The following is a 24727-nucleotide window of genomic DNA, read 5'->3' as shown; positions in this document are numbered from 1 at the left end:
CCACGGCGCCCGTCGCGCGGCTCCTCGCGGCGGCATCACGACGATCGACGCGAGATCTCCACCTCTTCCGTTCCTGGCTGTCGGGACTCATCCAGTGCTTCAGCGGGGCAGGCCTCTGACCTGCCCCGCTGAAGCTTGCAACGCGCCGCCGGAGTCTCGTTCCGGGCTCATCCGGTCCTTCAGCATCCGCGCCCTGACGACAGAACACACCGCCCTGACCTGTATCAACACCAGGCAAGGAGCACCTTGCTGAAGGTCCGGACGAGATGCTGAAGCACTGAGCGACGCCCGGCAGCGTCGGCGGCGTCGAGGCGCATCCCCAGCCTCAGAAGGTTGCCTAATGCTATGAGTTTGATTAGGGTGGAGGTGTTGCTGGCCGAGCCCCGGTGCACAGCTGCCATGCAGTAGCTGCCGGGCCAGCCCCCTCCGACCCCCACGGGAGCGAAGGGGGCGTGCACCCACCAGGCGGTGCCCTGAACCCGGGCTCCCCCGCTGCTGCCACGCAGCGTCGACCGCACCAGACCACGAACACGGAGGACACCATGGGCGCCATCGAGAATCACGAAGCCCTGATGTACGGGTACCGCCTGGGAGGCCCGGCCGACAGCTGGGCCGGGCTGGCGAACGAACTGGTCCGGTACACCGACGGTGCGTCATGGCACATGCCTCGCGTGTCGTGGGAGACGGGGCGATGCGCGAGGAGAACCACCCCGACCACTTCGCCGCCGCGGCCGAGGAGCGGCTGGCAGCATCCGGCCTGAACTCGCTGCTCCTTCGGACCTACTCGCTCGGCTGGGAGGAGGAAGGCCACATCCTCGCTGCGGTCGTCCGTGAACCCGGGGATGGGCCGCTCACCCTGGACCCCGCAGCGATGAGTGCCGCCTCGCAGTACGACGCAATCCTGACGCAGGCGCTGGCCATGCTGGAACTGCGTACCCACACCGCCAAGCCGGAATGGCTTATGGCGAGCTACTACGCATAGCCCCACCCCTGAGGCGACCGCCCCGCCGGGTCCGCATGCCACCGAGGAGGACGCAGGCCCGGCCCTACTCCCTCGGGCCGTCGCCGCTGACCACCCGCCCCTCGCGACGGCGGGCCAGCACCCGTACTGCACACCAAGACCAACACCGCCCCGAGGAGGCACTCCCATGTCCTGGGACCTCGTTCCCGGTCAGCACATCGACCGTGCGGCTCTCCACGCCTGCTACGGCGGCCGCATCCATCCACGCATCAGCCCGTCGAAGAAGAGCCCGAACGTCTTCCTGTTCATCACCCCGGACGCCGAGGCGAGTTCGCTCGACGGCTGGACGGGAGAGCACTTGCACTTCGGAGGCGAGGGCGGGCTGGACGGCACGGACCAGAAGCTGTCGCAAGGCAACCGCTCTGTCGTCGAGCACGAACAGGACGACCGGGCTCTGCGCGTGTTCCTCCAGCCTTACGAGGGACCGGTCCAGTACCTGGGCCAGGTCCGGCTGGACCCCAAGACGCCGTTCGTACAGGTTGATGCTCCCTTCGACTTGCGCAGGCCCCAGGCCGTCAGGAAGGCGCTCGTCTTCCGGCTCCTGCCGCTGAACGGCCCCCCGGTGGGCCTGCCCACGGCTGAACCCGTCGCCCGACGCACGGTGCTCCAGCGGACCGCGCCCTGTCCGGCAGGAGGCCTCACGCCCGGGCGCGTGGAGCCGAGCCCGGCGCGCGAGGCCACGAGCAGACTGCTCCAGCAATACGAGCACCATGCGCGGTGGGAGCGGCGTGGGGATCTGACCGGCTACCGGATCAAGGTCGCCGGGACCTTCACGGAACTGGGCGTCGACCTGTACGACCTGACCCGCAACGAGCTGGTAGTGGCCCGGGCCACGCTGGCACGCGCCACCGTGCGCGAGGCCGTCGGGGAGCTGCACGACTTGGCCCGCTACTTCGATCCGGAGCCGACCCGGGTCCTGCTGCTTCCCTCGCAGCCCGACAGGGACTTGTCCGAGTTCCTGCATCGGCAGCAGGTGACCGTTGTATGGCCGACCGGCCAGCGCCAGTTCGACCGCACCGAACCCGCGCGCTGATCCCCGTACCCGCCCCAGTGGCTTGCCGCCCGGCACCCCTCGCACTGCGCCGCACCGCGCGCCCAGCTGCGCACACGACCGAATTCCGGAGTACCGCACCATGACCGCCGACCTGCCATATGTCACCCACCTGGCCCCCTCCCATCCCGCCCGCCCCCAACCCGGCCGGGCCAACAACGAGGAGGCCGACCATTCCGAGAGCGCGGTCCTAGCTGCCTACCTCTCCCACCTGGCGGCCAAGGGGCACCGCGTGCTGCGCCACCGCGTCGTCACCGATCCCGAACTGGCGTCCACCGACCTCTTCGACGTCACCGCCGGAGAGCTGGTGATGGCCTGCCACCGCACCCACTACCTCGCACTCATCGCCGCGCTCGGAGTGCTCTTCGACTGCGAGAGGTTCTTCCCCCAACCCCGCCGCGTACTGCTGCTCACTGCCACACCCGGCGAGGCCGCCCGGGACCTCCTGTCCCACTACAAGGTCACCGCGGTCTGGCCCAAGGGTGACGCCTTCGTACGCGCGGACCCGGCACCCGGGGAAAGCGGACCGTGAGACGCCAGCCCTTCAGGCCGCCCTCGAACAGGGCCGAGGGCGGCGCCTGGCGCGAGGCCGGACTCCTCGTCGACGTCGCTGGGCGCGCCTTGCCAACTGCGGGCCGGCCCTGCGCCTTCTGCGACGGCAAAGACCTCGGCGACACCTGCCCGGCAGCACTGCCCTGCCCCACATGCCAGACCGGGCCCGGAACGCGGTGCCTGCGCCCCAGCGGACACGCAGCCGAGCAGTGGCATCGAGCGCGTCTCCGCGCCGCCGACCTGGAAGACCAGCGCCGCGAAGAGAGTGGCAACACCACCCTGCCCGCCCGGTGGGCCGAAGCCCAGCCGGGCACCGACCGATCCACGAGGGAAGACGAAGACTATCGATCCCCACCACGGCAGCGCCGTTGACACGACTGCTTCGACCAGATCGGAGCGGCCCAGCGAGCCGCCGTGAGTCCGGCCCCTCCACCACGCACGTCACACCGCCGAGCGTCGCGCTCTCCTCGCTGGCGTCAGCGACCCGCTCGGCCTGCTGCCCACGTCCGTCAAGCTGCGGACCCTGGGCTGCCTTGGCGAGGCCGTCTATGTCGGCCTCGGCCGGAGCCACGATGTCCTGCGCGGACGGGTCGCGACGAGGTTGGCTGGGAGAGAGCCCGGGCGGAGGGCGCGGGCACGTACCGGATCGTCGTCGTTAGTGAAAAGGCCAAGCAAGACCGCCGCGTGACCGTCGGCGCGATCGTTGTCGAGCTGGCCGAGGTGCCCGCCCGGACGTACATGCAGGCGGAACAGCTCGGGGTGAGCAGCATCGGCTCCGACGAGTTCGCCGATTTGGTCAGCGCCTACCTGTGATGGCCTGCTTCTCAGCGGGGCAAGGGCCTTCCGTTCGGCATCGCATGACTGCGCAGCGCGGGCGGGCGGGCGAGGCGGACGTCGCGGCGGCGTGCCGCGAACGCGGCTGCCCGCCACAGAGCGTCCGGGGCGGGCGGCAGGACGATGGCGCACTTCTTGCAGACCCGGCCGAACGCCTCGAGCAGCGGATAGGTGGCGGCCTGGTCGGCGGGTTTCGAGTACTGGCAGGTCCCGTGGTGGTAGCGGCGCAGGTCCGAGGGCGGCACGTGGAACTTCGCGGTGTCGCGGCCGCCGGTCAGGGCGATCCGGATCTCGGCGAGGGCGGGCAGCGTGATGCCCAGGCCCGCGAAGCCGCGCGGGGAGATCTCCGGGAAGGAGCGGTCCACCGTTCAGCTCCCCGCGGCGTGGACCAGGTTCGGGCGGGTGCCCAGCGCGCCGCAGGCGCATGGCGGGGAGACGGTGTCCAGACGGGCGGGAAAGATCTGTGACCAGGCCAGCAGTGACGGCGTCCACAGCTCGGCGAGGAGGCCGTGCGCCTCCTCCTCGCCGGCCCGGCCCTGCGGACCGGCGAGGAGGGCGTGGGCGAGGCCGTGGCAGGCGATGTTCACCAGCTCCTCCCGCTCGCGGCACGACTGCCCGAGCGGGTTGTCGGCCGCCATGGTCAGGCACCGGTACGCCTCCGCGACGAACTCGCGCTGTGCCGGGTCATCGCTGGTGTCCATGAGGGGAAGGAGGTCGGCGGCCACCTCGTTCAGGAACGCCGCAGCGTGTACTCCGGCCTCGGCGCCAGCGTGCAGCGCCCGGCCGTTGTAGGCGAGCAGGGCTCGCCGCAGAAGATCGTCGAGGGCCTGGGTATCAGTCACCCTTGCAGCCTAGCGGCGCTCGGCGGGCGGCCCGGGCCGTTCCCGAGCAGCCCGGGCCGCCCGCAGGGCGTCATCCGAACAAGGTCTCGGCGATCCGCTCGAACGCAGCGCCGGCGGCCTGCTGCTCCCGGACGTCCTCCTCGTCCGTGATGTACGGGACGGCCGGGGTCAGCACCGGGAGCACGGTACGCAGTCCGGCGAGGTAGTCCTGCGCACGGGCGCCGGCCTGCTCCCGTGCGCCAAGCAGCACGATCCCCGCGCACCCTGCTGCCGGGAACGGCGCGAACATGCCCTCGAAGTCGCCCGGGGCCAGCCGCCAGCGCACCTTCCACCGGTTCGCGCGCATCACCGCCAGCCACCGCCGGTCCCAGCCTGCGGGCAGGCGGCGGCTGTTCGCGTCGGTGACCTCGTCGACGAGCAGCTCCCACGGGTCGGGGCGGTGCCACAGGCTCGCGACGCCGATCCAGCGGTCGGCCGCCTCGGCGATGGTCCGCTGCTCGGAGGGGCCGGAGTCGAGCAGGACGACGTCGTGCAGCGGTTCACGGGCCAGCTGGCGCAGCCGTACCGTGTCCGGCGCCCCGTGGGCCACCGCGCTCTCGACCCGGACTCCGTCCGGAAGGCCGCCGGCGAACGCCCGCCGCACAAAGCCCGCAGGATCGGCGTCGACCACCAGGACCCGAAGGCCTCGGCTGGAGAGCTCACGCGCGAGCCCCACAGCCGCGCAGGTGCGCCCCACCCCGCCACGCCCCCGCCCGTCGGCGGCGTGGCCGCCGACCACGGCCAGCACCAGCGCCCGATCCACCGGCCGCGTCAGCGCCCGCACCGGCCCGGTACGCGCGGCGGGGGCCGGCCGCAGCTCCTCTCCGCCGGCGGCGAGGAGCTGCCGGAAGTCGTCCAGGGACGGCACCTCGCCGCTTTCACCGATGAGGGAGATCGCGGGCAGATTCCGGAAGGCGAGCAGGCGGCGTAGCACCCGGCTGCGCGCCGTCACGTCCCCCAGCCCTGCCTCGTACGCCGGCAGTTGCTCGCGCTCGTCGGGCGTCCACGTCGTCGCGTTGCGCATCGGGTCGCCGTCCCGTCCCAGCTCGGCGATCCACTGCCGTGCCTCGTCGGCATCGTCGGCGGGCAGTTGCAGCAGGACGCTGGCGGCCGTGTTCGGCCGGTACAGAACGATCCGGCCCTTGGCCAGGACGCGGCACCGCAGCCCCGGGATACCGGCGACGGGCAGGACGCCCTCGCCCTCGACATCGAGGTCGGCTTCGGGCTCGGGGAGCAGCAGATCGAGCACCCCATCCCAATGACCATCGGCCAGGTAGAGGACCAGGGAGGCACGCGAAGGCCGGACCCGGGTCATGCCGTACACGCCGCCGTCGAGAGGGCGGTGGCTGCGGTCGTAGGCGTCGTGGAGCTCGCGGAGGATCGCCGCCTCGAGTGCGGCCTGCTCCGGGTGTTCGGCGTCCGGGACACCGTCGGGGCCGGTCAGGTCGAGCCTGGCCTGGGCGTGCGTTTCGCCGGTTAGCCGGGCCCGCGCCCGGGCGCGCTGGGTTCCGAGGGGAGCTGCCATCAGGGCACCTTTCGCACACTGCCCGGCCAGCGTCGAAGGGTGAAGACATGCGGAGGTCGCCATCACACGGACCGGTGCCCGCTTTGGCGATTCCCCCCGCCGTGCCGGGTGACGGAGGATCGTCCCGGACCCTTGTCCGGCCCGCCCGCCACGCTATCAGCGCGCCAGACTCGGCAGGGCCGGGACACCGATCCGGGCAGACCTTGGTGTCCGTGCCAGTGTTGAGGGTCGCGCCCACCCGGCGGGCGGTCTGCGCGGGCCGTGCACGGTGAGCCGGACCGGCCGGGACCACTCGGACCACGGCGGGTCACCCAGATGGCCGTCACGGAATTCAAGGCGTTCCGGCCCGCCAGCCGCACGCACACCCGCGGACCGGACCAGTGATGGGGCGCTCGTACGGCCATCGCCCCCACCGCACTGCCCGCGCCCCTGCGGCAAGGGCTCCACGGATGTCGCAGTCGAGCCGATGACGGATCCTTCCGTGGCGTTGGCCGCCCCAAAACGCATCTCGGCTGCCCTGGTGCGTCCCCACCACAGCACCGGTGCCCTGACGCTCCTGAGCGAAGCTGTCCGAGCTGGGGTTGCTGCCGGGAGAAGCGGACAGCGCAGCGGAGATCGAGCCAGCGCACGGCCAACCCCCTGCCCAGGAGAGCGAGACGGGTGGTCGGCAGGTGGTCACTCCGCGCAGGATCATGGAGGCGTGCTCGCCTCCTAGCTCTGGACGGGGACGACCTTCTCCAGACGGCCGTTGTTGAGGGCGTTGTGGATCTCGGCAGTGATCTCCTCGGGCTTGAGGTCGATTGCGTCGAGGCCCGCAGCGGTGAGCAGTACCTCCTCAAGCACGTACTCGCCGCGGTCGTCCCGGCTGAACTCCGGGCCGCTGCGCTCGTCGAAGTTCCATTCCGTGATGCGTGCGAGGTAGAAGAACTGCTGTTCGTCCTCGGACTCTAGGGTGTGCAGGAGGCTGACGATCTCGGCTCGGCCGGCGATTTCCTCCCACACCTCACGGTGCAGTGCGGCCTCCAGGCTCTCGTCGTCGGACTCGACTCCGCCGCCGGGGAGGACCCAGTACTCCGGAATGCCGGGGCGGATTCTCTTGATCGCGAGCATGGTGTTGTTCGGGGTGATCAGTACGGCGCGGACGCGCTGCTTCATCGGATGGCCCTTTCGGTTTGGCTGCGGGCAGATCAGGTGAGGAGCCAGCCTCCGTCGACGTTCAACGACTGGCCGGTGATGAAGGACGCTGCGGGAGTCGCGAGGAACGTGACGGCGGCAGCGATGTCGTCGGGGCGGCCGCGCCTGGGGATGCACTGGCGACGGATCTGTTCCGCAGGGGCGGTGCGTTGGCCGATGGGGAGGCGGTTCTCGGCGTCCACCTGGATGGCCCCGGGCAGGACCGCGTTGACGCACACGCCGTGCGGGCCGAGTTCGCGAGCCAGGGAGCGGGTGAGGCCCTGGAGCCCGGCCTTGGCAGCGCTGTAGGCCGTCAGCCCTGCGCGGCCGGCGAGGGCGTTGACGCTGCCGATGTTGATGATCCGGCCCCAGCGCCGCGCCGTCATCGCAGGGGTGACGGCCCGGCACATGCGGTAGTGGGCGCTGAGGTTCACGTCCAGAGCGTAGGCCCACGCTGCCTCGTCGGTGTCCGTCCAGGAGACGCGGGGGTAGGAACCGGCGTTGTTGACCAGGATGTCGACGGGGCCGAGCTGGTCGCGGACGCGGTCGCTCAGTGCGGTGACCTCGTCGGGGTCGGTGAGGTCGGCGTGGACGGTGATGCCGTGACCGGCCAGGGACTGCAGGACGGTGTCGGCGTCGTGGTCCTGCGCGAGGTGAGACACGGCGACGGCTGCTCCGGCGGCCGCGAGGGCGCGGGCGATGTCGGCACCGATGCCGGTGGCCGCGCCGGTGACCAGGGCGGTCCGCCCGGAGAGGGGCTGGGTGCGCAGGGTGGGGGTGGGTTCAAGAGCGGTGAGGGACATGGTGGCTACTCCGTTCTTCGACTCGGTGGGGGTGGGGGACGGGGGTGGGGTTGAACAGGTCGGTGAGTTCGGTGGTCGGGTCGTGGCACTCGGCCGCTTTGACCAGGACCAGGAGGAGGTCGTCGGGCCGGAGGAGCGTGGGCGGGATGACGCCGAGGATGCGCAGGGTGAGGAAGGCCCGTGCCTCGTTGAAGAATCCGGTCGAGTCGGCTGCGAGGTGGCGCAGGGTGCGGGTGAGAGCGGCGTGGCGGCCGGGCCCAGCGTTCCACGTGTAGCGGAGGGCGATGTGCTGCTCGTCCTCGTCCAGCGCCAAGTGCTCGATGCGCGGGGCGGTGTGGGGGGCCAGGGCCAGGCGGAGGGTGCGCTGGTAGGTGTCGGGCTGGTACCGGGGGACGAGCCAGCCGCCGTGGGCCATGAGGTACCAGAGGAGGGTGGCGCTCTCACCGGCGAGAGCGTTGCGTCCGGCGTGCTCGAAGTCGAGCCAGCACAGAGGGTTGGCGATGTTCGGCTCGGTCGGGTCGCCCTGAGTGATCGCGGTGGCCCACCGGCTTGCTGGGGTCAGCGTGCGCCGGGCCGCGGCGATGATGGTGGGCAGGTCCACGGTGAGCGGGCGGCCGTTGACGGTGAAGGTGTAGCGGCGCAGCTGGCGGACCGTGAGGCGGGCTCGGGTGCCGGGCAGGGGGAGGGGGAGGTCGTGGTGGAGGTACCAGGCGTCGAGTCGGCCGCCGCGCTGGATTCGGTCGGCGTACAGGCCGGGCCGGCACTGGGAGAGCGGGGCCGTCGCGCCGGTGGCTCCGGCCGTGTGCAGACTGTGGCAGATCCCGTCGACAAGGCTGAGTAGCCGGGGCAGCATGGCGGGGTCACGGTCCGCCAGGGCGATCAGGTCGCCGAGAAGGAGCTCGCACCGGCCGCTGGTGAAGACGTCCTCGAAGGAGACGACGTGGCCTGGTGCCGTGGTGCGGCGGCCCAGGAAGGCGGGCACGGGCAGCAGCTCTTGGACGTGGCGCCAGCCGCGGACTTCGGCGTCGGCCCGCTCGGCGGTGGTGTGCTTGTCGAACACCGGCCGGGGCGCGGTCGCGTTCACCGGGGGGCGTCCATCGTCGCGAGCCACCGGTCCAGGACCGTACGGGCCAGGACTTCGGCCTGGCCGCGGTCTGCACGTGCCTGCCGCAGCAGGCCGTCGAGGTGTGGGTGGCTGTCGGCGAGGAGCGCGGCCAGGGCCTCGTCGTCGGCAGGGCTCTCGATGCCCGCGAATCGGAGCTGGATCTTGGCCAGCAGTGCGGTGACCTTGTACAGCGCCCGCAGGTCGAGGGTGGTGCGCAGGAGTTGACGGCGGATCTCGATGGCGGCCTGGATGCCGTCGCGGACGCTGGCGTCGACGTCGTCGGCGGCCGGGGGCGCCGGGATCGTCAGGTCGGGGCGGCACCACAGGGCGGGCAGGGCGCCGCTGCCGAGCAGCGCCAGGACGTGGAGCAGGCGCGAGGAGACAGCGCCGGCGGCGCACTCGCCCAGCGTGAGGATCGTCAGCCCGAGCTTGACCCCGGCGAGTTCGCCGTCGAGGTCGGCGAGGATCTCTCTGATGCCGGGCAGCGACTCCGGGGCAGCGATGACGAAGACGTCAAGGTCGCTCCAGCCGTGCTGATACTTGCCACGGGCACCACTGCCGGTCACGGCGAGTAGATCGATCAGCGGCTGCTCGCCGGCCATCCGGTCCAAGACGGCGGACAGATACACCTCCAGGTGGACCGGGAGCCCGAGCGTGTTCAGTGGGACGGTCTGCGGACGGCGGGCGGGCCAGCACGCGGCCAGGACGAGACGGTCCAGGGCCCGCTCCAGCTGAAGGCGGCTGCCACCGTTGTCGATCACCGCATCGGCGAACTCGGTGATCGTGTCCGCGCCCCGGCTGATCTTGGCCCTGTCGCGTTCGGCGACGTCGGCCGCGCCTGGGACGCTGCGCGCGGCCCGGATGGTGAACGGCGTCTTGAGGTAGGTGACGGTCAGCTGATCCCCGAGCATCCGCGCGAGCTCGCGGGTGGAGGCGGCGCTGTGCAGCGACTCGATGCTGACCCGGTTCAGGAAGTGGTGGGCGGCGCAGTACCGGTCGAGCGCGTCCACGATCAGCTCGGCCTGTACGACCTCGCCGAGCGCGTACGGGTCCGTGATCCCGCATCGGCGGGCGCTGTCCTCGATCAGGTAGCCGATCTTGAGGCGGGCGTGCCTGTGGTGGGTGCGCAGGTACTCGCCGGTCGCGCTCTTCCCGCTCTCGGACAGCCCGCCGAGCGCCACGACGTGCACGTCCGGCAGCGCCCGGGGCGGAATGCCGGGGGCGACCGGGTGGAGGCGGCGCCGCAGGTCGTCCTGCACGGCGATGGTGGGCCGCTCCCCGACGATGACCGTCTCGGTGAACCGGCCGTCGGTGACGAGCCGCGCGACTTGGTCGTGGAGGTGGCGCTGGTAGGCGGTGTAGACGTCCGTGACGCTCGCCTCGTGGGCCAGGGCTCGCCGCGTCCCCTCCGCTGGATCCTGGCAGTGCAGCAGGACCACGGAGTGCTCGACGGCCTCCGCCGCCCGGAGGTCGGTGAGGTACGGGGCGAGCAGAGCGCGCGCCCGGTCGGCGGCGGCCTGCGGCGCCAGCTCCTCCCGGACCGCCACCGTGGCGGCCACCGACGCCTCCAGCATCGGGATGCCCCGGTCGAGGAGCCGCACCGGCGCGGCCACCGTGCTGCGCGATCGCTGAAGGTAGGAGCAAGCCAGCACCTCCGCGACCTCTTGAACCGGACCGTCCGCGAACCACCAGGTCCCCATTCCGCTGGCCTTGATCCGCTCCCAGCGCGGATCATGGTGGTCGAGCGGGCCGCCGCTGCACGCGGCCGCGCCCATTCTGCGGGCCAACAGCCCGATCTGCTTGGTCTTCCCGGTGTTGTCCGGACCGCTGAGCGCGATCGACACGGGCTGCTGTAACCCGGTGGGCATGATGGTCATGGTGACCTCCTCCGACGAAGCTCCAAGGGACCCCGCACGGCGGGACGGAGAATCGGCCCGCCGTGGCCGTCCTCAGCACACCGCGCCGCGTCCTGCTTCCGAAGGCGCGGACCGTCGCGCGCACGCCGTTTGCGCATTGCGCATACGGCCTCGACGGAACGTGACGGTCCGGCTACCGTTGGCAGGCTGATGTCCGGCGGCTACCGGGGGCGATCATGCGAGCACAGGTACCGGACTGGAACTCCCCCCGCGCCCGCGCGCTCATCGCCGCGGGCAATACCGGCGGACTCATCCGCTGGGCCCGGCTCGAACGCGGGTGGCGGCAGATCGACCTCGGCAAGGCCACCGGCTACTCCGCCTCTGCTGTGAGTCGGCTTGAGACGGCAGAGCGCCCGGCGACGGACCTCGACATGCTCAAGCCCTTCGCCGCCGCGCTCGTCATCCCTCCGGGGGTTCTTGCCGCGGTTCTCGGCGTGACGCCCGTCCAGGCCACTACAGTTGCCACCGCCGAGCGGCATGCCGAGCCAGAGGAGGATCCGATGAAACGCCGGGCCCTGCTGGCTGCCGGCCTCGCCGTGCCGCTCTCCATGCTGAACAACCTCGACGAGTCCCTCGCCCTGCTGCCCGAACCGTCCTCGGTGCCGACCCCGGCGAACCTTTTAGCCGACTACCGCACGGCCAAGGCGCTCTTCAACGCCGGCGCCCACGCCCGGCTCGTCGAGATGCTGCCCAACCTCCTGGCCACCGCCGAGGCCTGCGCTGCGTCCGGCGAAGCTAGCGACTACGCCCGGCTCGCTGCCTGTTACGACCTGGCGACCGAAGCGTTGTCGAAGATCGGACGGTACGGAGCGAGCCGGATCACCGCCGACCGATCCACCACCTACTCCCGCCTGTCCGGCTCCTCCCTCGCCGCAGCCGCCTCGGCCCGCGCATTCAGCATCGTCCTCCGCCATGAAGGACGTACGAGTATTGCCCAGCGAGTCACCCTCCACGCCGCAGCCCAAGTGGAAGCCACCGGCCTGACGACACCCGCCCAGGCCGCGACCTTCGCGCAGATGCTCTGCACCGTCGCCTACACCGCCGCCGAAGCCGGAGACCGTGACCGCGCCCTGGAGATGATCGGCGAAGCCGAACGCGCTGCCGCGCTCCTGCCCGAACCAGCCGCCGGACCGCAGTCGTTCACCGTCACACCCGCCTCCGTCACCCTCTACAAGGTCGGCGTTCTGTGGTCCCTCGGCGACTCCGGAGCCGCCGTCCACGCCGGCCGGAACTTGCGCGCCGCCCAGTTCCCCACCGCCGAACGCCGCGGACGCCTCCACACCGACCTCGCCCGCGCCTACTGGCAGTGGGGTAAGCCCGAGCAGACCGCCCACGCACTGCTCGACGCCCACCGTGCAGCCCCTTCCGAGGTACGCGACCGCCCCAGCATCCGCGCCATCGTCACAGACCTCACCCAACGCCACCCCCACACCAGTGGCGTCCGCGAACTGGCCGCCACAGCACGGTCCGCGCGATCGTGACCTTGCCCGCAGCCCGCCGCCTTCCGGATCGGATGGGAGGAAATCGCGGGCCGCGCCGAGATCGTCAGGCGCAACCTGCAGCGCCTCAGCGCGAGCGGGGACACCATCGTGGGCAGGGTCGGCGAGGGCAATCACCGACATCCGGCATGCCGGGGCGGATTCTCTTGATCGCCGCCGCCCTGGTGGCCGACGAAGTCACCCGGCCGATCGGGCCGTCGCCCCTTTCCTGACACTCGCCGACCATGCTGTCCGATCGAGCGGTGAAGCAAAGATCAAAGATGTTGCTTAATTTTATGAGTCAGAGTAGTATTCATCACGTGAAGGGTTCCGCCCCATCCTGCTCCTGTAGCTCAGCGGAAGAGCGGCCGTAAAACGGAACGGCGTCATGACGAGACGGTTGCGGATGTACCGGGCCCCGGCCCGCCAAAAGCCCCAGGGTTGGGGAACCTCAACGAGGGGCTGACACCCCCGGCAGGGAAGCGCGTTTCCCAAGCCCATCTACCCGGCGCGGGTGCGAGTCCCGCGAGGAGCACGCCCCCGGCCGTCCGGCGCAGCGCGCCCCGGCCACAGCACCAACGGAGAAAGAGAGCAATCATGCGTGCAGAGGTCAGCTTCGACCTGGGCATCAACGACGGCGAGGTCGACTACGAAGCGGCCTTCGCCTGGGAGACCGGCAGCCTGCCCCTTCCCCGCAAGGGCGACCGAATGGCCCTCGGGGAACTGATCATGGTTGTCGAGTCGGTGACGTTCGCGAGCCTGGACAGCGACTACATCGCCACACGGGACCCCAAGATCGACGACGTGGAGGTACACCTGGCACTCCGGCTCAGCAAGGCCGCGCGCAAGGGGAGGTACCGGCCGTCGGAGTTCTACACCATCCTGTCGCAGTTGCCCAGCGTCTCCGGTCTGTACGTGACCGGCGCCGACCAGTAGCCCAGTTGCGGGCCCGGTGCCGGTCGCACGGCACCGGGCCCGGCACCCCCAAGCGTGCCTGGAACGCGGGGAGATCGGCGTGGACCCCTGCCGCCTCTTCCCCGGCGTACCCAACTGGACCACCACCCACTGCCATTCCCGCGCTGCGCCGACACGCTGCGCCCACCCTGAGGGAACCCGATGAGCACCACCGCCCTGGCCCGCTTCCCCGGCGACGCCGACTCCACTGCCGTCGCCGCGGCTCTGGCCGAACTCTCAGCAGCCTCTACTCTCCCCTTCGGTCCGTGGGACCGCCTCTACAGCGAGAGAGTCCAGGAGCTCGCCGGATGGCTGCAGTGCGCGGCGATGCTGCGCGGCCACGAGCTGGCGGAGCCTCCTGGGCCGGTCGGAGGGTCGTCCCGCAGCGTGGTGCACGGGCTGATCACCGCCCACGCGTCCATGCTCACCCGCCACGAGGCCGACCTCGCCCCGTTCAGGGGGCCCGACGGGGCCCTTCTGGGCAACGACTACGACGATCACGACGGGGCCGCTGACCGGCACGTCGAAGAACTTGTCCAGATGCTCGGCGCGGTGATGGCCGTCCTGGCCGGAGAGTTCGGGCGGCCGACCGGCCGTGGGGAGTCGGAGCCCGACACGGAGGCAGGCATGAACGCCGTCCTGGACGCGATGACCAGCCCCGATTTTGAGGGCGGCGACATCGTGGAGGCCATCAAGGAGCGCCTCCGCGCCCTCGGATTCGACCTCAGCACTGCCGAGGAGTCCGACGACGCCTGAGGCCCACCCGCAGCCTCGTTCGCCAGGTGGCCTCCGCAGCGCTCCGGGGCCGCAGGCCACCGGCCTCTCTCGCAACTCCACGGCAGCCATCCCGGTGTCCGACCTCACCAGCGTGGCAGGACCAGCGCGCAGCCGAGAGCAACACCCTCGCCGTGTCCTACGAGGATGCGCGGGGTATTGCCGCCCCAGTCCGATTGGCCGGAGAGCTGGGACTGTCCGAGACGGGCGTCGACGAGCTGGTCTACGACATGGTGCACCGCGGCGCATCGGACGTCTCCAACAGCGGCTCCCGCCGGAGTCGAGCGCCTCGACGCCTTCGACGCTGTACACGATGGCGCCGGCGAGAGGGCCCGTGCGATCAATAACGCCGGCCTGGAGGCCCTAGGCGGCCTCCCCGGTCAAGGCGTTCGGGGAGCAGATCCTTCGGGACGAAGCCCGCTCCGCGTCCAGCGAGGTCCATTCACCTCGACATTGCTTAATTCTATGACTTTGCACATGGCTTGACCGCTGGTCGGGCCGTTGCCCGGCCACCCCTGCGCCGGGCCTACCCGCCGGCCCGACCGGGGCGGCCGAAATCTCAGAGGCACAGGACGATGAACACTCCCTCCCCCACCCCCGCAGCGGCGCACGACACAGTCAGCGACCCCGGCGGCCCGGAAGCCATGGACAGCGACGGCGGCGTGGCAGTCGCCGCGCCGTGCCCCCTCGCAGAGGCGGATCGACTGCATGCGCGCGCCGCCGCCAGGCGCGCCGCCACACTTGCGCTGGCCGAGGCCCACTCCGACACGGTGGCAGCCGCGTACGAGGCCATCGACCAGGCGCGGCGGTGGCACCTGCCTCGGGCGGTCGAAGACGAGGGCTGGGACTACCGCCTGGAACTGGAAGAGGCGAGCACAGCGATCTGGGCCCGGGCGCACATGGCGTACTGGGTCGTCGAACGGGCGCGGGTGACAGTCGCGAAGGTCCGTGCCGCTCTGGGCCTGCCGGTGGACGATATCGACCTGCTCGACGACACCGAGCGTGACGCTTACATCGCGGGATTGAGCGACGCGGAGCGGGCTGAGCTCGCCGGGCCGTGGCCGATGGAGTGGCTGTACTCGCCGAAGCCGGGCGCGCCGATCAGGATCGTGAACCTGTTCGCAGGCGCGGGCGGTTGGTGCGAGGGCATCGCCCAAGTCCTGGGCGAGCCGGTCGACATGGTCGGCGTTGACATCTCGGAGGCCGCGTGCGCAACGGCTCAGGCGGCGGGATTTCGACGGATCTGCGCCTCGGTCACGGACCTGGACCCGGCGAACCCGGCGCTGCGCTACGTGGTCGCGGTGATCCTTTCGCCGCCGTGCCAGACCCTCTCGCCCAGCGGCAAGCGGGCCGGACTCGCAGAGGAGGCCATGCAGCTGGTCGAGGACGCGATCAGCGAGGCCGGGGCGGCAGCCGGGTTCATCATCGTGGACGACGCCGGCGACGGCATGGAGGGATACGCCCCGCCCACCGGCGCCACCTGGGACGAGGTCCGAGCCCCGCTGGCGGCACTGGAAGACGGGCGCACCGGGCTCATGGCCGAAGCCGTGATCTGGCCGCTGGCGTTGCAAGCCAAGCACAACAACGTCCGCTGGGTAGCCATGGAACAGTCATCGAACCTACTGAAGGCGAAGGTCGCGCGGCACGTGGTCGAGGCGATCGCCTCCGAGTTCTACGGTGCCGGATGGGAGTACGCGGACTTCACCCTGATCGAGGCCGCAGAGTACGGGGCAGCCTCGAACCGGAACCGGACGTTCATGGTGTGCATGCGCTACACCCGCCCCTTCGTCAGCTACCGACCCGGCACTCCGATCCCGACCACCACGTGGGCCGCGTGCATGGGCTGGGAGAAGGGGCACAAGGTCAACACCCGTGGCGTGCGCGGGATCAATCCCGAGACCGGCCGGCCCAAGGGCGGCGGTTCGTTCAGCGCCGACCAGCCAGGCACGACGGTGACCGGCACCGCGTACGGCTGGAAGCGCGAGGCCGACGGTCTCACCCATACCCACAGCGATCTCGGCCGCGCCGTGGGGTTCCGTGCCGACTATCCCTGGACCCACGTCGGCAGCGGCAAAGGCATCCGCAACAAGACCCAGCTGCTCGCCGACACGGTCTGCCCGATGGCGTCGGCCGCCTGGATCGGCCACATCCTCGGCCGGGAATGGGAACCACAGACCCGGGCCTACGTGCAGGGCCTCTACCTCCACAGCCCCGAGTACCAGGACGAGACCGCCCTGGCAGCGTAGGCCCGTGAGCTGCCGCCTACACGGCCGGGTGCGGATCGTGCTCGTGCCGTGCGTGCACCGGCAGTTGCCTCAACGTCGGCCGCGCAGCATGGGTGTTCGGCAGGGCGCGGGCGGCAGGGGAACCGGGGAGGAACGAACGCAAGACGCAGCACCACGAGGCACCTCGACTGCCCTGCCGCGATCTCGCCCCTGATCTAAGGCCCCGTGACCCGCGTCGTCCCGGACAGCGGTACCCGTACGGACGCAGCAGTTCCGGCACGGCCGCTGCCGCAGGGCGGCCCCGGAACGCCCCCGTGAGTGACTACCCCGACCAGGCAGACACCCCCCCTCACCGGTGCCGTGGGGCTGGTGGTCCAGGGCGCAGAATGAAGCCCCGGTGCGACACGGCCGGGGCCGGTCGCGCCGGGGCGCGGAGGATGTCGGGCTACGCGGCCGGAGCGGCGCGCTGGAGGCCACGGCGGCCCAGGCCGTGGGCGATCCGGTAGACGTCGGGCATGTCGAGCTGGCCGCTGGTACGGCGGTTCACCACGCCTGCACCGATCAGTTCCTCCAGCAGGAGCAGGTAACTGCTCGGGTGACACGGTCCGGTCCTGACGCGGCCGACATCCGCAGCGGCACGTGTTCCCAACTCCTGGAGCTGGTCGGCCAGCTCGGCGTTCTTCCACAGGTCGAGGACCTCTTCCTCCCAGATCGGGAGCTGCTGCCCGGCCAACGGTTCCAGGGCCAGTCGGACCCACGGCAGCGCCTGGTGGAGTTCGTCGGCCCGCGCGCCGCAGCTCGCGCCGTGACGAAGGTCGTCGTAGTGCAGCGGACGGTCGTGCTCAGGGTGGTTGCGGCCGGTGCTCTCCAGCGCGGTGGCCAGCGCGGTGAGGAACGGGCGCGGCGTCACGGTGCCCAATGCGTCCTGGAGGTAGCAGGACAGGTAGGAGTAGGTGAAGCCCTTGCGAGCGTTGTCGCCCATAAACCGGCCGACGAGGGTGGAGAAGACCTCCTGCTGCGTCTTCGGGTCACATCCCAGCTCGGCGGGGGCGAGGAACCGGCCGTCCCTGGCCTGGCCCCAGGTGGGCCAGGCCGCGCGGAAGGCTGCCGCCTCGGCGCTGTCGTGGTTGCCCAAGAGGTGGAAGAGCAGACCGTACAGGTCGGTCCTGCCGATCCGGCCGAGGTAGTCGGTCCTGCCCCAGGAGAGGTCGGCGGCGCGCCCAGTCAGGAAGGCGCGTTCGGCGCGCGGGACTCCGGTCAGGGCTCCGTCCAGCATGTCCGGGCGGATGAAGACCTTCGCGCGCAGCCGGGTGGTGTGCCGGGACAGGGTGAGGGCGAGGTTGAGCATGCCGGAGGTGAGGTGCTCGGCCAGGGCGCGGTCGGGGTGGAGCTGGTCGAGGGCGTCGAACAGCACGATCCGGACGGTGTCGGCGGCACGCGCGGCTGCTTCGAGCTCGGCCAGGGAGCGCTCGATGGCACCGGGGTTGCGGACCAGCCAGTCGACGCGCTCGGTCCAGGTGGCCAGGGCAGCAAGGTCGGGTACCCCCAGGGCGGTCAGGGCGACGGCGCTCCACAAGGCAGTTGGCTGCACGCCCAACCTGGTCAGGGCACGCAGTTCCCCGGCGGACGGCTGGAAGGCATCCGGTCGGTCGCCGAAGCCGGTGACCGGTGCGGTCCGCTCCAGCCTGGGCATGCGGTACTCCCGGGCGGCGACCGCGCGCAGCTGCGGATCGGACAGGGCCCGGGCCCAGAAGGTCTTGCCCTGCCCCGTCGATCCGCGCACCACGGTGCTGTCCGCGTACAGAGCGGCCCGGTGGGTGTTCGGGGTGTACATCATCGAGACGGGGAGCGAGAGCGCGTCGGTGGCAAGCGCTGCGGACAGCGCGTCGTGCAGCAGCCTCCTGTGCTCGGCGATGGAGAGCATGCGAGACATCATGTCCTTCCGATCGCTGCCGAGCGCCGGTCAACTGAGCTTGCTGGCAGCAGTGTTGGGGGCGAGCCCCGTGCGGGCCGCATCGCAAACATAGCTAGACTCATAGACTTAAGCAATGCCCTTCAGTGATTGCTTAAGTCTATGAATTCGCGTAATCTCCTGATTGTTGCCGGGGCGTCGAAGCCCTGCCTACGCCGCCGAGTACGCAGCGGAGGACCAGGACGCCGGCCTCGCCGCCGATCTGCTTCTGTCTGCCAGACCGGCGGCGCACCGGCCACTCCCCCGTACTCCTCCACCGACGTGCCTCCTGCCCTCTAACAGAGGCTTCCCGTCGCTCCCAACAGCCCGTCCGGCGTCGGCAACGGCATCCGCGTGCACCTCACCTACGCCGACCACGTCAACCGCCGTCGAGTGCGCCATGACGCGCCTGATCGCACCCGCCTCTGACCACACGCACACCACCACCCTGGAGACCCCCGTGCGCACTTCACCCAAGCCCCTGCCGAACCAGTGGACGATCAACCTCCACCCCGTCGCCAACCTGACCATCCTCACCCTCCTCGACGGTGACGGAACCCGGCGCGAGATCGGCTTCCACCCCCTCACGCCTTCCGGCACGAAGGACCGCACCGTGGGCTCACTGGAAGAGATCAGCCAACCCGAACTGCGCGCCACCGCACAGAAACTGATCCACAGCTACTACGAGCGCACCGCGCAGGCCCAGACAAACGCGGACGCCTTCGGCGTGGCTGTCCCCGACCAGCGGGAGCTCCTCGACCGGCTGCGCTCTGCCGTCCCCGGCAGCCAGGTCGGCCTCGACATCGACGACGAAGCGCTGACCGTCATCCTCAAGCTGACCGCGGCGGGCCCGGCCGCCGGGCCCCTCCTCTCCTTGAGCGCCCGCTGGCTCGGCTCCACCGCGGACGGGCAGGCGATCGGCGCCACCCAGGACCTGGACGACGACGGTGAGCTGACCATTCGCCTCGACCAGTCCCGTGCCGAGAACTTCCTCACCTGGTACCGCGACCAGCCGTGAGCGGGCGACGAGTTCTTCAGCGGCTTTTTCGAGCGGAGTGTCACACCGTCCGCCGACGCCGCACCTGTAGCAAGTGACAGCACTTCTTCCGACACGAACAGGACCTCCTCATGGCCCCTCGCCTCCTGGCTGCCGGCCTCGTGCTCGCCGGCGCGCTGGCCGTCTCCGCCTGCGGCCCCGTCACCGCCCCCGTCACCAGCGTCGGAGCCGCGCCGGCGCTGGCCCAGCTGGACACCCTGGTGGTACGTCCGCAGAGCTCCCTTGCCGGCTACAGCCGTGACGCCTTCGGGCCTGCGTGGAGCGATGAGGGCTCCGTCGAGCTGTCGGGGAACTCCTGCCCGACCCGCCAGGACATCCTGGCCCGCGACTTGGACGGCGCCGTCCGGGCCAAGGATGGCTGCACCGTCCTCTCCGGCGTGCTGCACGACCGGTACACGGGCAGGACCATCGCCTTCGACCGTGGCCCGCGGACCTCGCTGGCCGTGCAGATCGACCACATCGTGCCCCTGGCACTCGGTTGGCAGTCGGGGGCCCGGGAGCTGACCGCCGAGCAGCGACTGAACTACGCGAACGACCCCGAGAACCTGATCGCGACCGACGGCCCGACCAACGCGGGCAAGGGAGCCAAGGACGCTGCCGCGTGGATGCCTCCCAGCCCTGAGACCCACTGCTGGTACGCGAGCGCGCAGATCCGGGTGAAGAGCAAGTACCGGCTGTCGGTCGCACCGGCGGAGAAGGCGGCCCTGCGCACGGCGCTGGAATCTTGCCCGGGTGCCGACTCCGGCCGAGCCGGTGCGGACCACCGATGAAGCCCCCTGCCCAGCCCATGCCGTTCGACGCAGACCAGGACCGGTGGACCCACGTCGTCCGTGCGGCGGCCCGCTTTCGGGATGCCTCGCACACGGAGTTGGCCGCCCCCGAGGCGCTGGCGATACGGGAGCGTACGCGGGGAGGGTGGCTGCGCTGGGGCGCCTTCGCCGGCCGGTCGCACCCCGCGAGCGTGCTGCGTGAGGCGGGTGTCCTGGATCCGGCGCAGCGCCGGGTGGGGCGCTGGGCGTGCCGGACGGTGTGGGGACTGGCTCCGCCCCTGTACATCTGGACGGTGGGAGGCTTTTTGCTTCCGCGTCCTCTCCCGGTCGGCCGGACTGCGGTGTTCGCCGTCGTCGCTGCCGCGGCTCTGGGCCCTGCGTCATCCCTGTTGCCGGCGGGCTTTGGCCTGCTCGGCGCCGTCGCCGTCGGTCTGGCCGTGTCATCCGGACTGCCCGCGGCTGTCCGACGTCTCACACGGCGCCGCGTGCGCGTGGTGGGAGGCGACGAGCCGTACGGGCCTGTGTTCTTCCGGCTGCTGGCCGCCGAGCAGCGGTTGCGGATCCTCGCCGAGCGGAGCGAGCGCCCCGAGTTGGCGCGGGCGGCGGCGGTGCTGCCGCGGCTGTTGTGGGACGCGGCCGGGTTGGTCCCGGTGGCGGCGGACGACCCGGAAGCCCGTGAACTCCTCTGCGGCTACGCGCAGTCGCTCGGGCTCTTGGCCGACCAGGCCGCCGAGGTGGAACAGCAGGAGGAAGCGGTGGAGGCGGCGATCCGTGACGAGCGCGCGAGCGTGGTTCCGGCCAGGGCCGCGCTGCCGGAAGGGCTCCTGCCCCGGGCTCTGTTGGAGGAAGCACGGCTGGAGTTGGAGGAACTGGGACAAGGCCTGCGTCATGCCCGGGAACTCCTGGACGGCGCCCCCGAGGGCGGACACCGGCACGCACGGAGTGGAGAGACAGATGAGTGAACAGGAGCTGGGTCGGCCGGCGCCGTGGCGCGAGGCCCATCCCGAGGCCTACGCCGAGCTGAAGCGTACTTGGGGGGTGATCGGGCACAGCAGCGTCCTCATGGTTCTCAGCCTGAGCCTGATCGGCACGTCGCTGACGGTAGGGTTCCTGCATCTGCCAGGGTGGTTGGAGACTTCGGCGCGCCTGGGTGCGAGCTTGGCGGCGGTCTGCTGCGGTGCGGTCGGCCTGTGGCGGCTGGGCCGCGCCCTGATCCGGTCTGCCCGGGCGGTCTTCCGTACGCACCGTCGCGGCGCCGAGGGAGCGCAGGATGCTGTCGAGGACAACGTGGCCGGTGTCGATGCCGCGGCTGCTGCGGCGGGTTCTTGAACGCAGAGGTGCCGCCGTGCTCCGGTCGGAAGGCTTCGCTGTCGGCGTGCTGTTCTGGGACGTGTGGTTGGTGCAGGGTCTGGGCCGGAGCGGGGTCACCACGGGGCTCGCTCTCTGGCGGCGCAGATGCTCTCCCATTCGGCGAGGGTGGCGCACTGCTCAGCGGTGCGGGCGCGGTGAGCCCGGTCGGCCTCGGCCAGCGAGGCGAGGATCTTGTTGCGGATGACGAAGCCGGGCGGGTCGGGTTCCGGCGCGGCGGGCGGGCAGAGACTGCGCAGGCGATCGCTCAGGGCGTCCATGGCGTCGAGGAAGGCCCGGTTGGGCGGACCCCCGGGTGCCGCTGGTGTGTGGATGCCGGGTTCCGTCGGCGGCTGGTCCTGGTCGGCGAGCTCGTGCCAGCGGGCCATGATCGTGCCGGCCGGCGAGGCAGGCCGCTGGGGCACGCGCCAGACCGACAGGTCCGCGGCGAGGTCCGCGGCGGACAGGCCGGTGGCGATCCACGGCCGCAGGGCGAAGGCGAGGCGGCGCAGGCTCTCACCCTGAGTCCAGGGAACCCGGGGGCGTACCCAGGCGGCGAGCGAGATGGCGTCGGCGGCTTGCGTGGGGCTGGCCCGGTAGGGCTCCGGCACTTCGTGCCTGCGGCGGAGTCGCGTACGGCGGGTCCTGCCGGTGTTGTTCTTCCTACCCTCTACCTCAGCTGTACGACGTTGGTGGTTGGTCTTACAGGAAGGGGTGTCACGGCGCCCGGTGGACGGCCGGGCGCGGCGGCGGGCTTCCGCGATCGCCAGCTCGCGCCCGCGGTCGGTGAAGCCGATGTGCCGGGCGTGGTAGCCGTGGCCGCTCACGCGGTGTCCGACCGCTTCGTCCCAGACCCGGGGGACGACGGCCGCGTAGATGGTGGCGGTGCCCGCCCACGCGCCGCTTCCGGCGGGGCGGGTGTTGGCGCGGGAGCCGTGAACTGCCCAGACGAGAAGGCCCAGTTCGCGCAGCACGGCGATGTGCCGCTCCAGGGTGCGGCGGCTGATGCCCAGGCGTCTGAACATCGTGTCGCGGCAGTAGGCGACGTGCCCGTCGGCGTTCAGGCGGGTGGCCAGGTCCTGGGCGACGCGCAACGTGGTGGCGCCGGCCTTCGGATGGAGCCGGGCAGTGATGGCCCAGGTGGCGGCGCGCAGGAAGTCGGGCCGCCGGATGCGGCGGGAGGCGGTCGTGCCGACGGCCTGATCCGCATGCTCACGAACGGGGCTGAAAGGGGTGGCCTGGGATGTTCGGTGTTGTGCGTGTGGGGGGCGCGGCGGTACGGAGACGTCATGGACCAGCGCGCGGGCATGCTGCATCATGGGCAGGCACGCCCTCCTTTCAGGCATGCGACAGCCCCTCTTCGGTGGGGCGGGTTCTTCGGGAACCAAGTGATCCGCCCTGTCAGGGGCGGTGTTGCCCGGTCTTCGGACCGGGTTCTTCACCGGGCGGGCTGGACACTCGCGCGGTGGTGGCAGAGTGCGGCGGGCCGAGGTGCTGGACACACCTGGTGGCTTGTCGCCGCGGGGCAGTTCGCAAGGACTGCCCCGCTGTCAGGTCATTCGTGCATCGGGCTCCCGTGGTAGCCGTTCACCGTGGTCAGTGACCCATGCCGGCTCCGCCGTCGACCGGGACGACGGCGCCGGTGATGTAGGTGGCGGACTCGGAGGCGAGGAAGGCGACCGTCGCCGCGATCTCCTCGGGCCGGGCGAGGCGGCCGAGGGGGATCTGGCTCTTGAGGTTTGCGAGCTGCTCGTCGCTGAGCTTCTCGCTCATCGAGGTCTCGGTGAGGCCGGGGGCGACCACGTTGAAGGTGATGCCGCGCGAGCCGAGTTCGCGTGCCATGGAGCGGGCGAAGCCGACGAGACCGGCCTTGGAGGCGGCGTAGTTGGCCTGGCCGCTCTCGCCGCGCAGGGCGACGGCGGAGGAGACCAGGATGACGCGGCCCTTCTTGGCGCGGAGCATGCCGCGGGAGGCCCGCTTGGCGAGGCGGAAGGCTCCGGTGAGGTTGGTGTCGATGACCGAGGTGAAGTCGTCCTCGCTCATGCGCATCAGCAACTGGTCCTTGGTGATGCCGGCGTTGGCGACGAGGACCTCGACAGGGCCCTGCTCCTCCTCGACCTGCCTGAAGGCCAGGTCGACCTGCTCGGTGCTGGTGATGTCGCACTGGACGGCGAACAGGCCCTCCGGCGGCTCGCCCGAGCGGTAGGTCACCGCGACGCGGTCGCCCGCGGCCGCGAGGTGGCGGGCGATGGCCAGGCCTATGCCGCGGTTGCCGCCGGTGATCAGAACTGAACGGGACACAGATGGTGCCTTTCTGTTGCTTCGTGGCTGTGCAGTCAATCAGCCGGCCCGGCGGACTCCCGAACGGGTCAACTGCCCGCTCATCGCCGCAGCGGCGTCCATCACCGCGGTGGCGTACCGGGCACGGGTGACGGCCCCTCGCATCTGTCTGTCGCTGGCCAGCAGCGTGACGGAACCGGCAACCGCCGAGCCGTACCAGAGGGGGGCCGCGATCATGGTCCGGCCCGGCAGCGGGGAGGGCCCCACCGCGTGACCTTCCTCACGGATGCGCGAAAAATCGATCTTGGTGCCGGTCGCGGAGCCGAGACAGGCGAGGATCGCGAGGCCCGCCGCGTCGGTCTCCAGCGGTGCGGACTCAAGGATGCGCAGCAGGTTTTGAGGCGCTGTGAGCACCTCCTCGCCGTGCGCACCGTATGCCCGGTCTGCGCAGACCCTCCTCGGAGTGCCGATCAGATGCGGACGGTAAACGAATACGAGCTGGCCAGTTCTCGACTGTAGTGTGACGATCTCAGCCTTCACCGCAGGTGAGGGCCGGTCCACCGGTGGGAGTTGGGCCGCAGAGACAGAGTGGGGGGCATTGTGCAGCGCGTCGACCAGCGCGTACGCAGCGCGTGGCCCCCGCTGTTCCACAGCCCCGTCCCGCACCAGAGCTTGCAGATACCGGTGAACAGTGGCCGCGGGCAGTTCCGCGCACTCCGCGATCGCGGCAAGAGGCTGCTCGGCAGGGCCGAGCCGGATCAGCGCCCGGAGCACCGCCATGGTGCGCGCAACGGCGCCGCCGGTACCGCTCTCGGGCGGGGCGGTAACAGGGTGCAGCAACGCGAACTCCCCCTCGCGATCGGGGACCGTCGCGTCTCCCACAACGCGAATTCGATCCGGCGGCCGATTCTTCCCGGTCAAGATCGCGGTGACCAGGCTCTGAATTTTCCGGTCCGCGAATTTCAGGAGCGGGCGCTTCCGGTATTTCGACGCGGCGGACCATGTACGGCACGACGGGCAGAGGTTCAAA

24 protein-coding genes are annotated in these 24727 nt (G+C 71.0%); 12 read left to right on the top strand and 12 right to left on the bottom strand.

Annotated features, from left to right (window positions below; all coding sequences use genetic code 11):
* The first annotated feature begins 691 nt into the window (after positions 1-691).
* From ACIBK6_RS33130 to ACIBK6_RS33115, 4 genes are all read left to right on the top strand, one after another.
* On the top strand, positions 692-982 hold the full coding sequence (locus ACIBK6_RS33130; protein ID WP_399055589.1) for a hypothetical protein: 291 nt from the start codon (positions 692-694) through the stop codon (positions 980-982).
* A gap of 166 nt (positions 983-1148) precedes the next feature.
* Positions 1149-2054 carry a hypothetical protein gene (locus ACIBK6_RS33125; protein ID WP_399055587.1) on the top strand — a complete coding sequence of 302 codons (906 nt, stop codon included), beginning with the start codon at positions 1149-1151 and terminating at the stop codon, positions 2052-2054.
* A 100-nt stretch (positions 2055-2154) separates the two neighbouring features.
* Positions 2155-2604 carry a hypothetical protein gene (locus ACIBK6_RS33120; RefSeq protein ID WP_399055585.1) on the top strand — a complete coding sequence of 150 codons (450 nt, stop codon included), beginning with the start codon at positions 2155-2157 and terminating at the stop codon, positions 2602-2604.
* A gap of 704 nt (positions 2605-3308) precedes the next feature.
* Entirely contained in the window at positions 3309-3437 is a 129-nt protein-coding gene (locus tag ACIBK6_RS33115; RefSeq protein ID WP_399055583.1) for a hypothetical protein, read from the top strand.
* A gap of 11 nt (positions 3438-3448) precedes the next feature.
* Here ACIBK6_RS33115 and ACIBK6_RS33110 read toward each other — a convergent pair whose 3' ends face one another.
* The 7 genes from ACIBK6_RS33110 to ACIBK6_RS33080 all read right to left on the bottom strand — a co-directional run bounded on the left by ACIBK6_RS33110 (position 3449) and on the right by ACIBK6_RS33080 (position 10822).
* Complete coding sequence (locus tag ACIBK6_RS33110) at positions 3449-3823, bottom strand: hypothetical protein (protein ID WP_399055581.1); 375 nt, start codon at positions 3821-3823, stop codon at positions 3449-3451.
* Positions 3824-3826: 3 nt separating this feature from the next.
* Positions 3827-4300 carry a hypothetical protein gene (locus tag ACIBK6_RS33105; protein ID WP_399055579.1) on the bottom strand — a complete coding sequence of 158 codons (474 nt, stop codon included), beginning with the start codon at positions 4298-4300 and terminating at the stop codon, positions 3827-3829.
* Between the two features lie 70 nt (positions 4301-4370).
* On the bottom strand, positions 4371-5864 hold the full coding sequence (locus ACIBK6_RS33100) for a hypothetical protein (protein ID WP_399055577.1): 1494 nt from the start codon (positions 5862-5864) through the stop codon (positions 4371-4373).
* A 711-nt stretch (positions 5865-6575) separates the two neighbouring features.
* On the bottom strand, positions 6576-7019 hold the full coding sequence (locus tag ACIBK6_RS33095; protein ID WP_399055575.1) for an NUDIX domain-containing protein: 444 nt from the start codon (positions 7017-7019) through the stop codon (positions 6576-6578).
* Positions 7020-7051: 32 nt separating this feature from the next.
* Entirely contained in the window at positions 7052-7840 is a 789-nt protein-coding gene (locus ACIBK6_RS33090) for an SDR family NAD(P)-dependent oxidoreductase (RefSeq protein WP_399055573.1), read from the bottom strand.
* Entirely contained in the window at positions 7821-8924 is a 1104-nt protein-coding gene (locus ACIBK6_RS33085; protein ID WP_399055571.1) for a hypothetical protein, read from the bottom strand. Before ACIBK6_RS33085 ends, ACIBK6_RS33090 begins: the two co-directional genes overlap by 20 nt.
* The gene (locus tag ACIBK6_RS33080; RefSeq protein ID WP_399055569.1) at positions 8921-10822 is read right to left on the bottom strand and encodes a nucleotidyltransferase domain-containing protein; all 1902 of its coding nucleotides are present in this window, start codon (positions 10820-10822) and stop codon (positions 8921-8923) included. The genes ACIBK6_RS33085 and ACIBK6_RS33080 overlap by 4 nt, the downstream gene beginning before the upstream one ends.
* 215 nt (positions 10823-11037) lie before the next feature.
* Between ACIBK6_RS33080 and ACIBK6_RS33075 the strand changes: the two genes are divergently transcribed.
* From ACIBK6_RS33075 to ACIBK6_RS33065, 3 genes are all read left to right on the top strand, one after another.
* Positions 11038-12342 (top strand): helix-turn-helix domain-containing protein, encoded by a 1305-nt coding sequence (locus tag ACIBK6_RS33075; RefSeq protein WP_399055567.1) that lies wholly within the window; start codon positions 11038-11040, stop codon positions 12340-12342.
* 594 nt (positions 12343-12936) lie between these two features.
* Complete coding sequence (locus ACIBK6_RS33070) at positions 12937-13275, top strand: hypothetical protein (RefSeq protein ID WP_399055565.1); 339 nt, start codon at positions 12937-12939, stop codon at positions 13273-13275.
* A gap of 180 nt (positions 13276-13455) precedes the next feature.
* The gene (locus ACIBK6_RS33065) at positions 13456-14049 is read left to right on the top strand and encodes a hypothetical protein (protein WP_399055563.1); all 594 of its coding nucleotides are present in this window, start codon (positions 13456-13458) and stop codon (positions 14047-14049) included.
* Between the two features lie 104 nt (positions 14050-14153).
* On the opposite strand, the gene ACIBK6_RS33060 is transcribed toward ACIBK6_RS33065, so the two are convergent.
* A complete protein-coding gene (locus ACIBK6_RS33060) occupies positions 14154-14306 on the bottom strand; it encodes a hypothetical protein (RefSeq protein WP_399055561.1) in 153 nt (50 codons plus the stop codon).
* 336 nt (positions 14307-14642) lie between these two features.
* On the opposite strand from ACIBK6_RS33060, the gene ACIBK6_RS33055 reads away from it, so the two are divergent.
* Complete coding sequence (locus ACIBK6_RS33055; protein ID WP_399055559.1) at positions 14643-16313, top strand: DNA cytosine methyltransferase; 1671 nt, start codon at positions 14643-14645, stop codon at positions 16311-16313.
* Positions 16314-16737: 424 nt separating this feature from the next.
* On the opposite strand, the gene ACIBK6_RS33050 is transcribed toward ACIBK6_RS33055, so the two are convergent.
* On the bottom strand, positions 16738-18216 hold the full coding sequence (locus tag ACIBK6_RS33050; RefSeq protein WP_399055557.1) for a hypothetical protein: 1479 nt from the start codon (positions 18214-18216) through the stop codon (positions 16738-16740).
* 427 nt (positions 18217-18643) lie between these two features.
* Here ACIBK6_RS33050 and ACIBK6_RS33045 point away from each other — a divergent pair, with 427 nt between their 5' ends.
* From ACIBK6_RS33045 to ACIBK6_RS33030, 4 genes are all read left to right on the top strand, one after another.
* A complete protein-coding gene (locus tag ACIBK6_RS33045; protein ID WP_399055555.1) occupies positions 18644-19261 on the top strand; it encodes a hypothetical protein in 618 nt (205 codons plus the stop codon).
* 110 nt (positions 19262-19371) lie between these two features.
* Complete coding sequence (locus ACIBK6_RS33040; RefSeq protein WP_399055553.1) at positions 19372-20070, top strand: HNH endonuclease family protein; 699 nt, start codon at positions 19372-19374, stop codon at positions 20068-20070.
* A 17-nt stretch (positions 20071-20087) separates the two neighbouring features.
* Complete coding sequence (locus tag ACIBK6_RS33035) at positions 20088-21032, top strand: hypothetical protein (protein ID WP_399055552.1); 945 nt, start codon at positions 20088-20090, stop codon at positions 21030-21032.
* Complete coding sequence (locus tag ACIBK6_RS33030; protein WP_399055550.1) at positions 21025-21399, top strand: hypothetical protein; 375 nt, start codon at positions 21025-21027, stop codon at positions 21397-21399. Before ACIBK6_RS33035 ends, ACIBK6_RS33030 begins: the two co-directional genes overlap by 8 nt.
* A gap of 95 nt (positions 21400-21494) precedes the next feature.
* Here ACIBK6_RS33030 and ACIBK6_RS33025 read toward each other — a convergent pair whose 3' ends face one another.
* The 3 genes from ACIBK6_RS33025 to ACIBK6_RS33015 form a co-directional block, all read right to left on the bottom strand.
* Positions 21495-22736 carry a hypothetical protein gene (locus tag ACIBK6_RS33025; protein WP_399055548.1) on the bottom strand — a complete coding sequence of 414 codons (1242 nt, stop codon included), beginning with the start codon at positions 22734-22736 and terminating at the stop codon, positions 21495-21497.
* Between the two features lie 277 nt (positions 22737-23013).
* The gene (locus tag ACIBK6_RS33020; protein ID WP_399055546.1) at positions 23014-23718 is read right to left on the bottom strand and encodes a beta-ketoacyl-ACP reductase; all 705 of its coding nucleotides are present in this window, start codon (positions 23716-23718) and stop codon (positions 23014-23016) included.
* Positions 23719-23757: 39 nt separating this feature from the next.
* Positions 23758-24726, bottom strand: a complete 969-nt coding sequence (locus tag ACIBK6_RS33015) for a helix-turn-helix domain-containing protein (protein ID WP_399055544.1) — start codon at positions 24724-24726, stop codon at positions 23758-23760.
* Position 24727 lies beyond the last annotated feature (1 nt).

It is taken from the genome of Streptomyces sp. NPDC050485, from assembly GCF_044458185.1.
Taxonomy (GTDB): domain Bacteria; phylum Actinomycetota; class Actinomycetes; order Streptomycetales; family Streptomycetaceae; genus Streptomyces.
The sequence above is the reverse complement of the archived record's forward strand: the minus strand, read 5'-3'. Positions and strand labels throughout refer to the sequence as shown.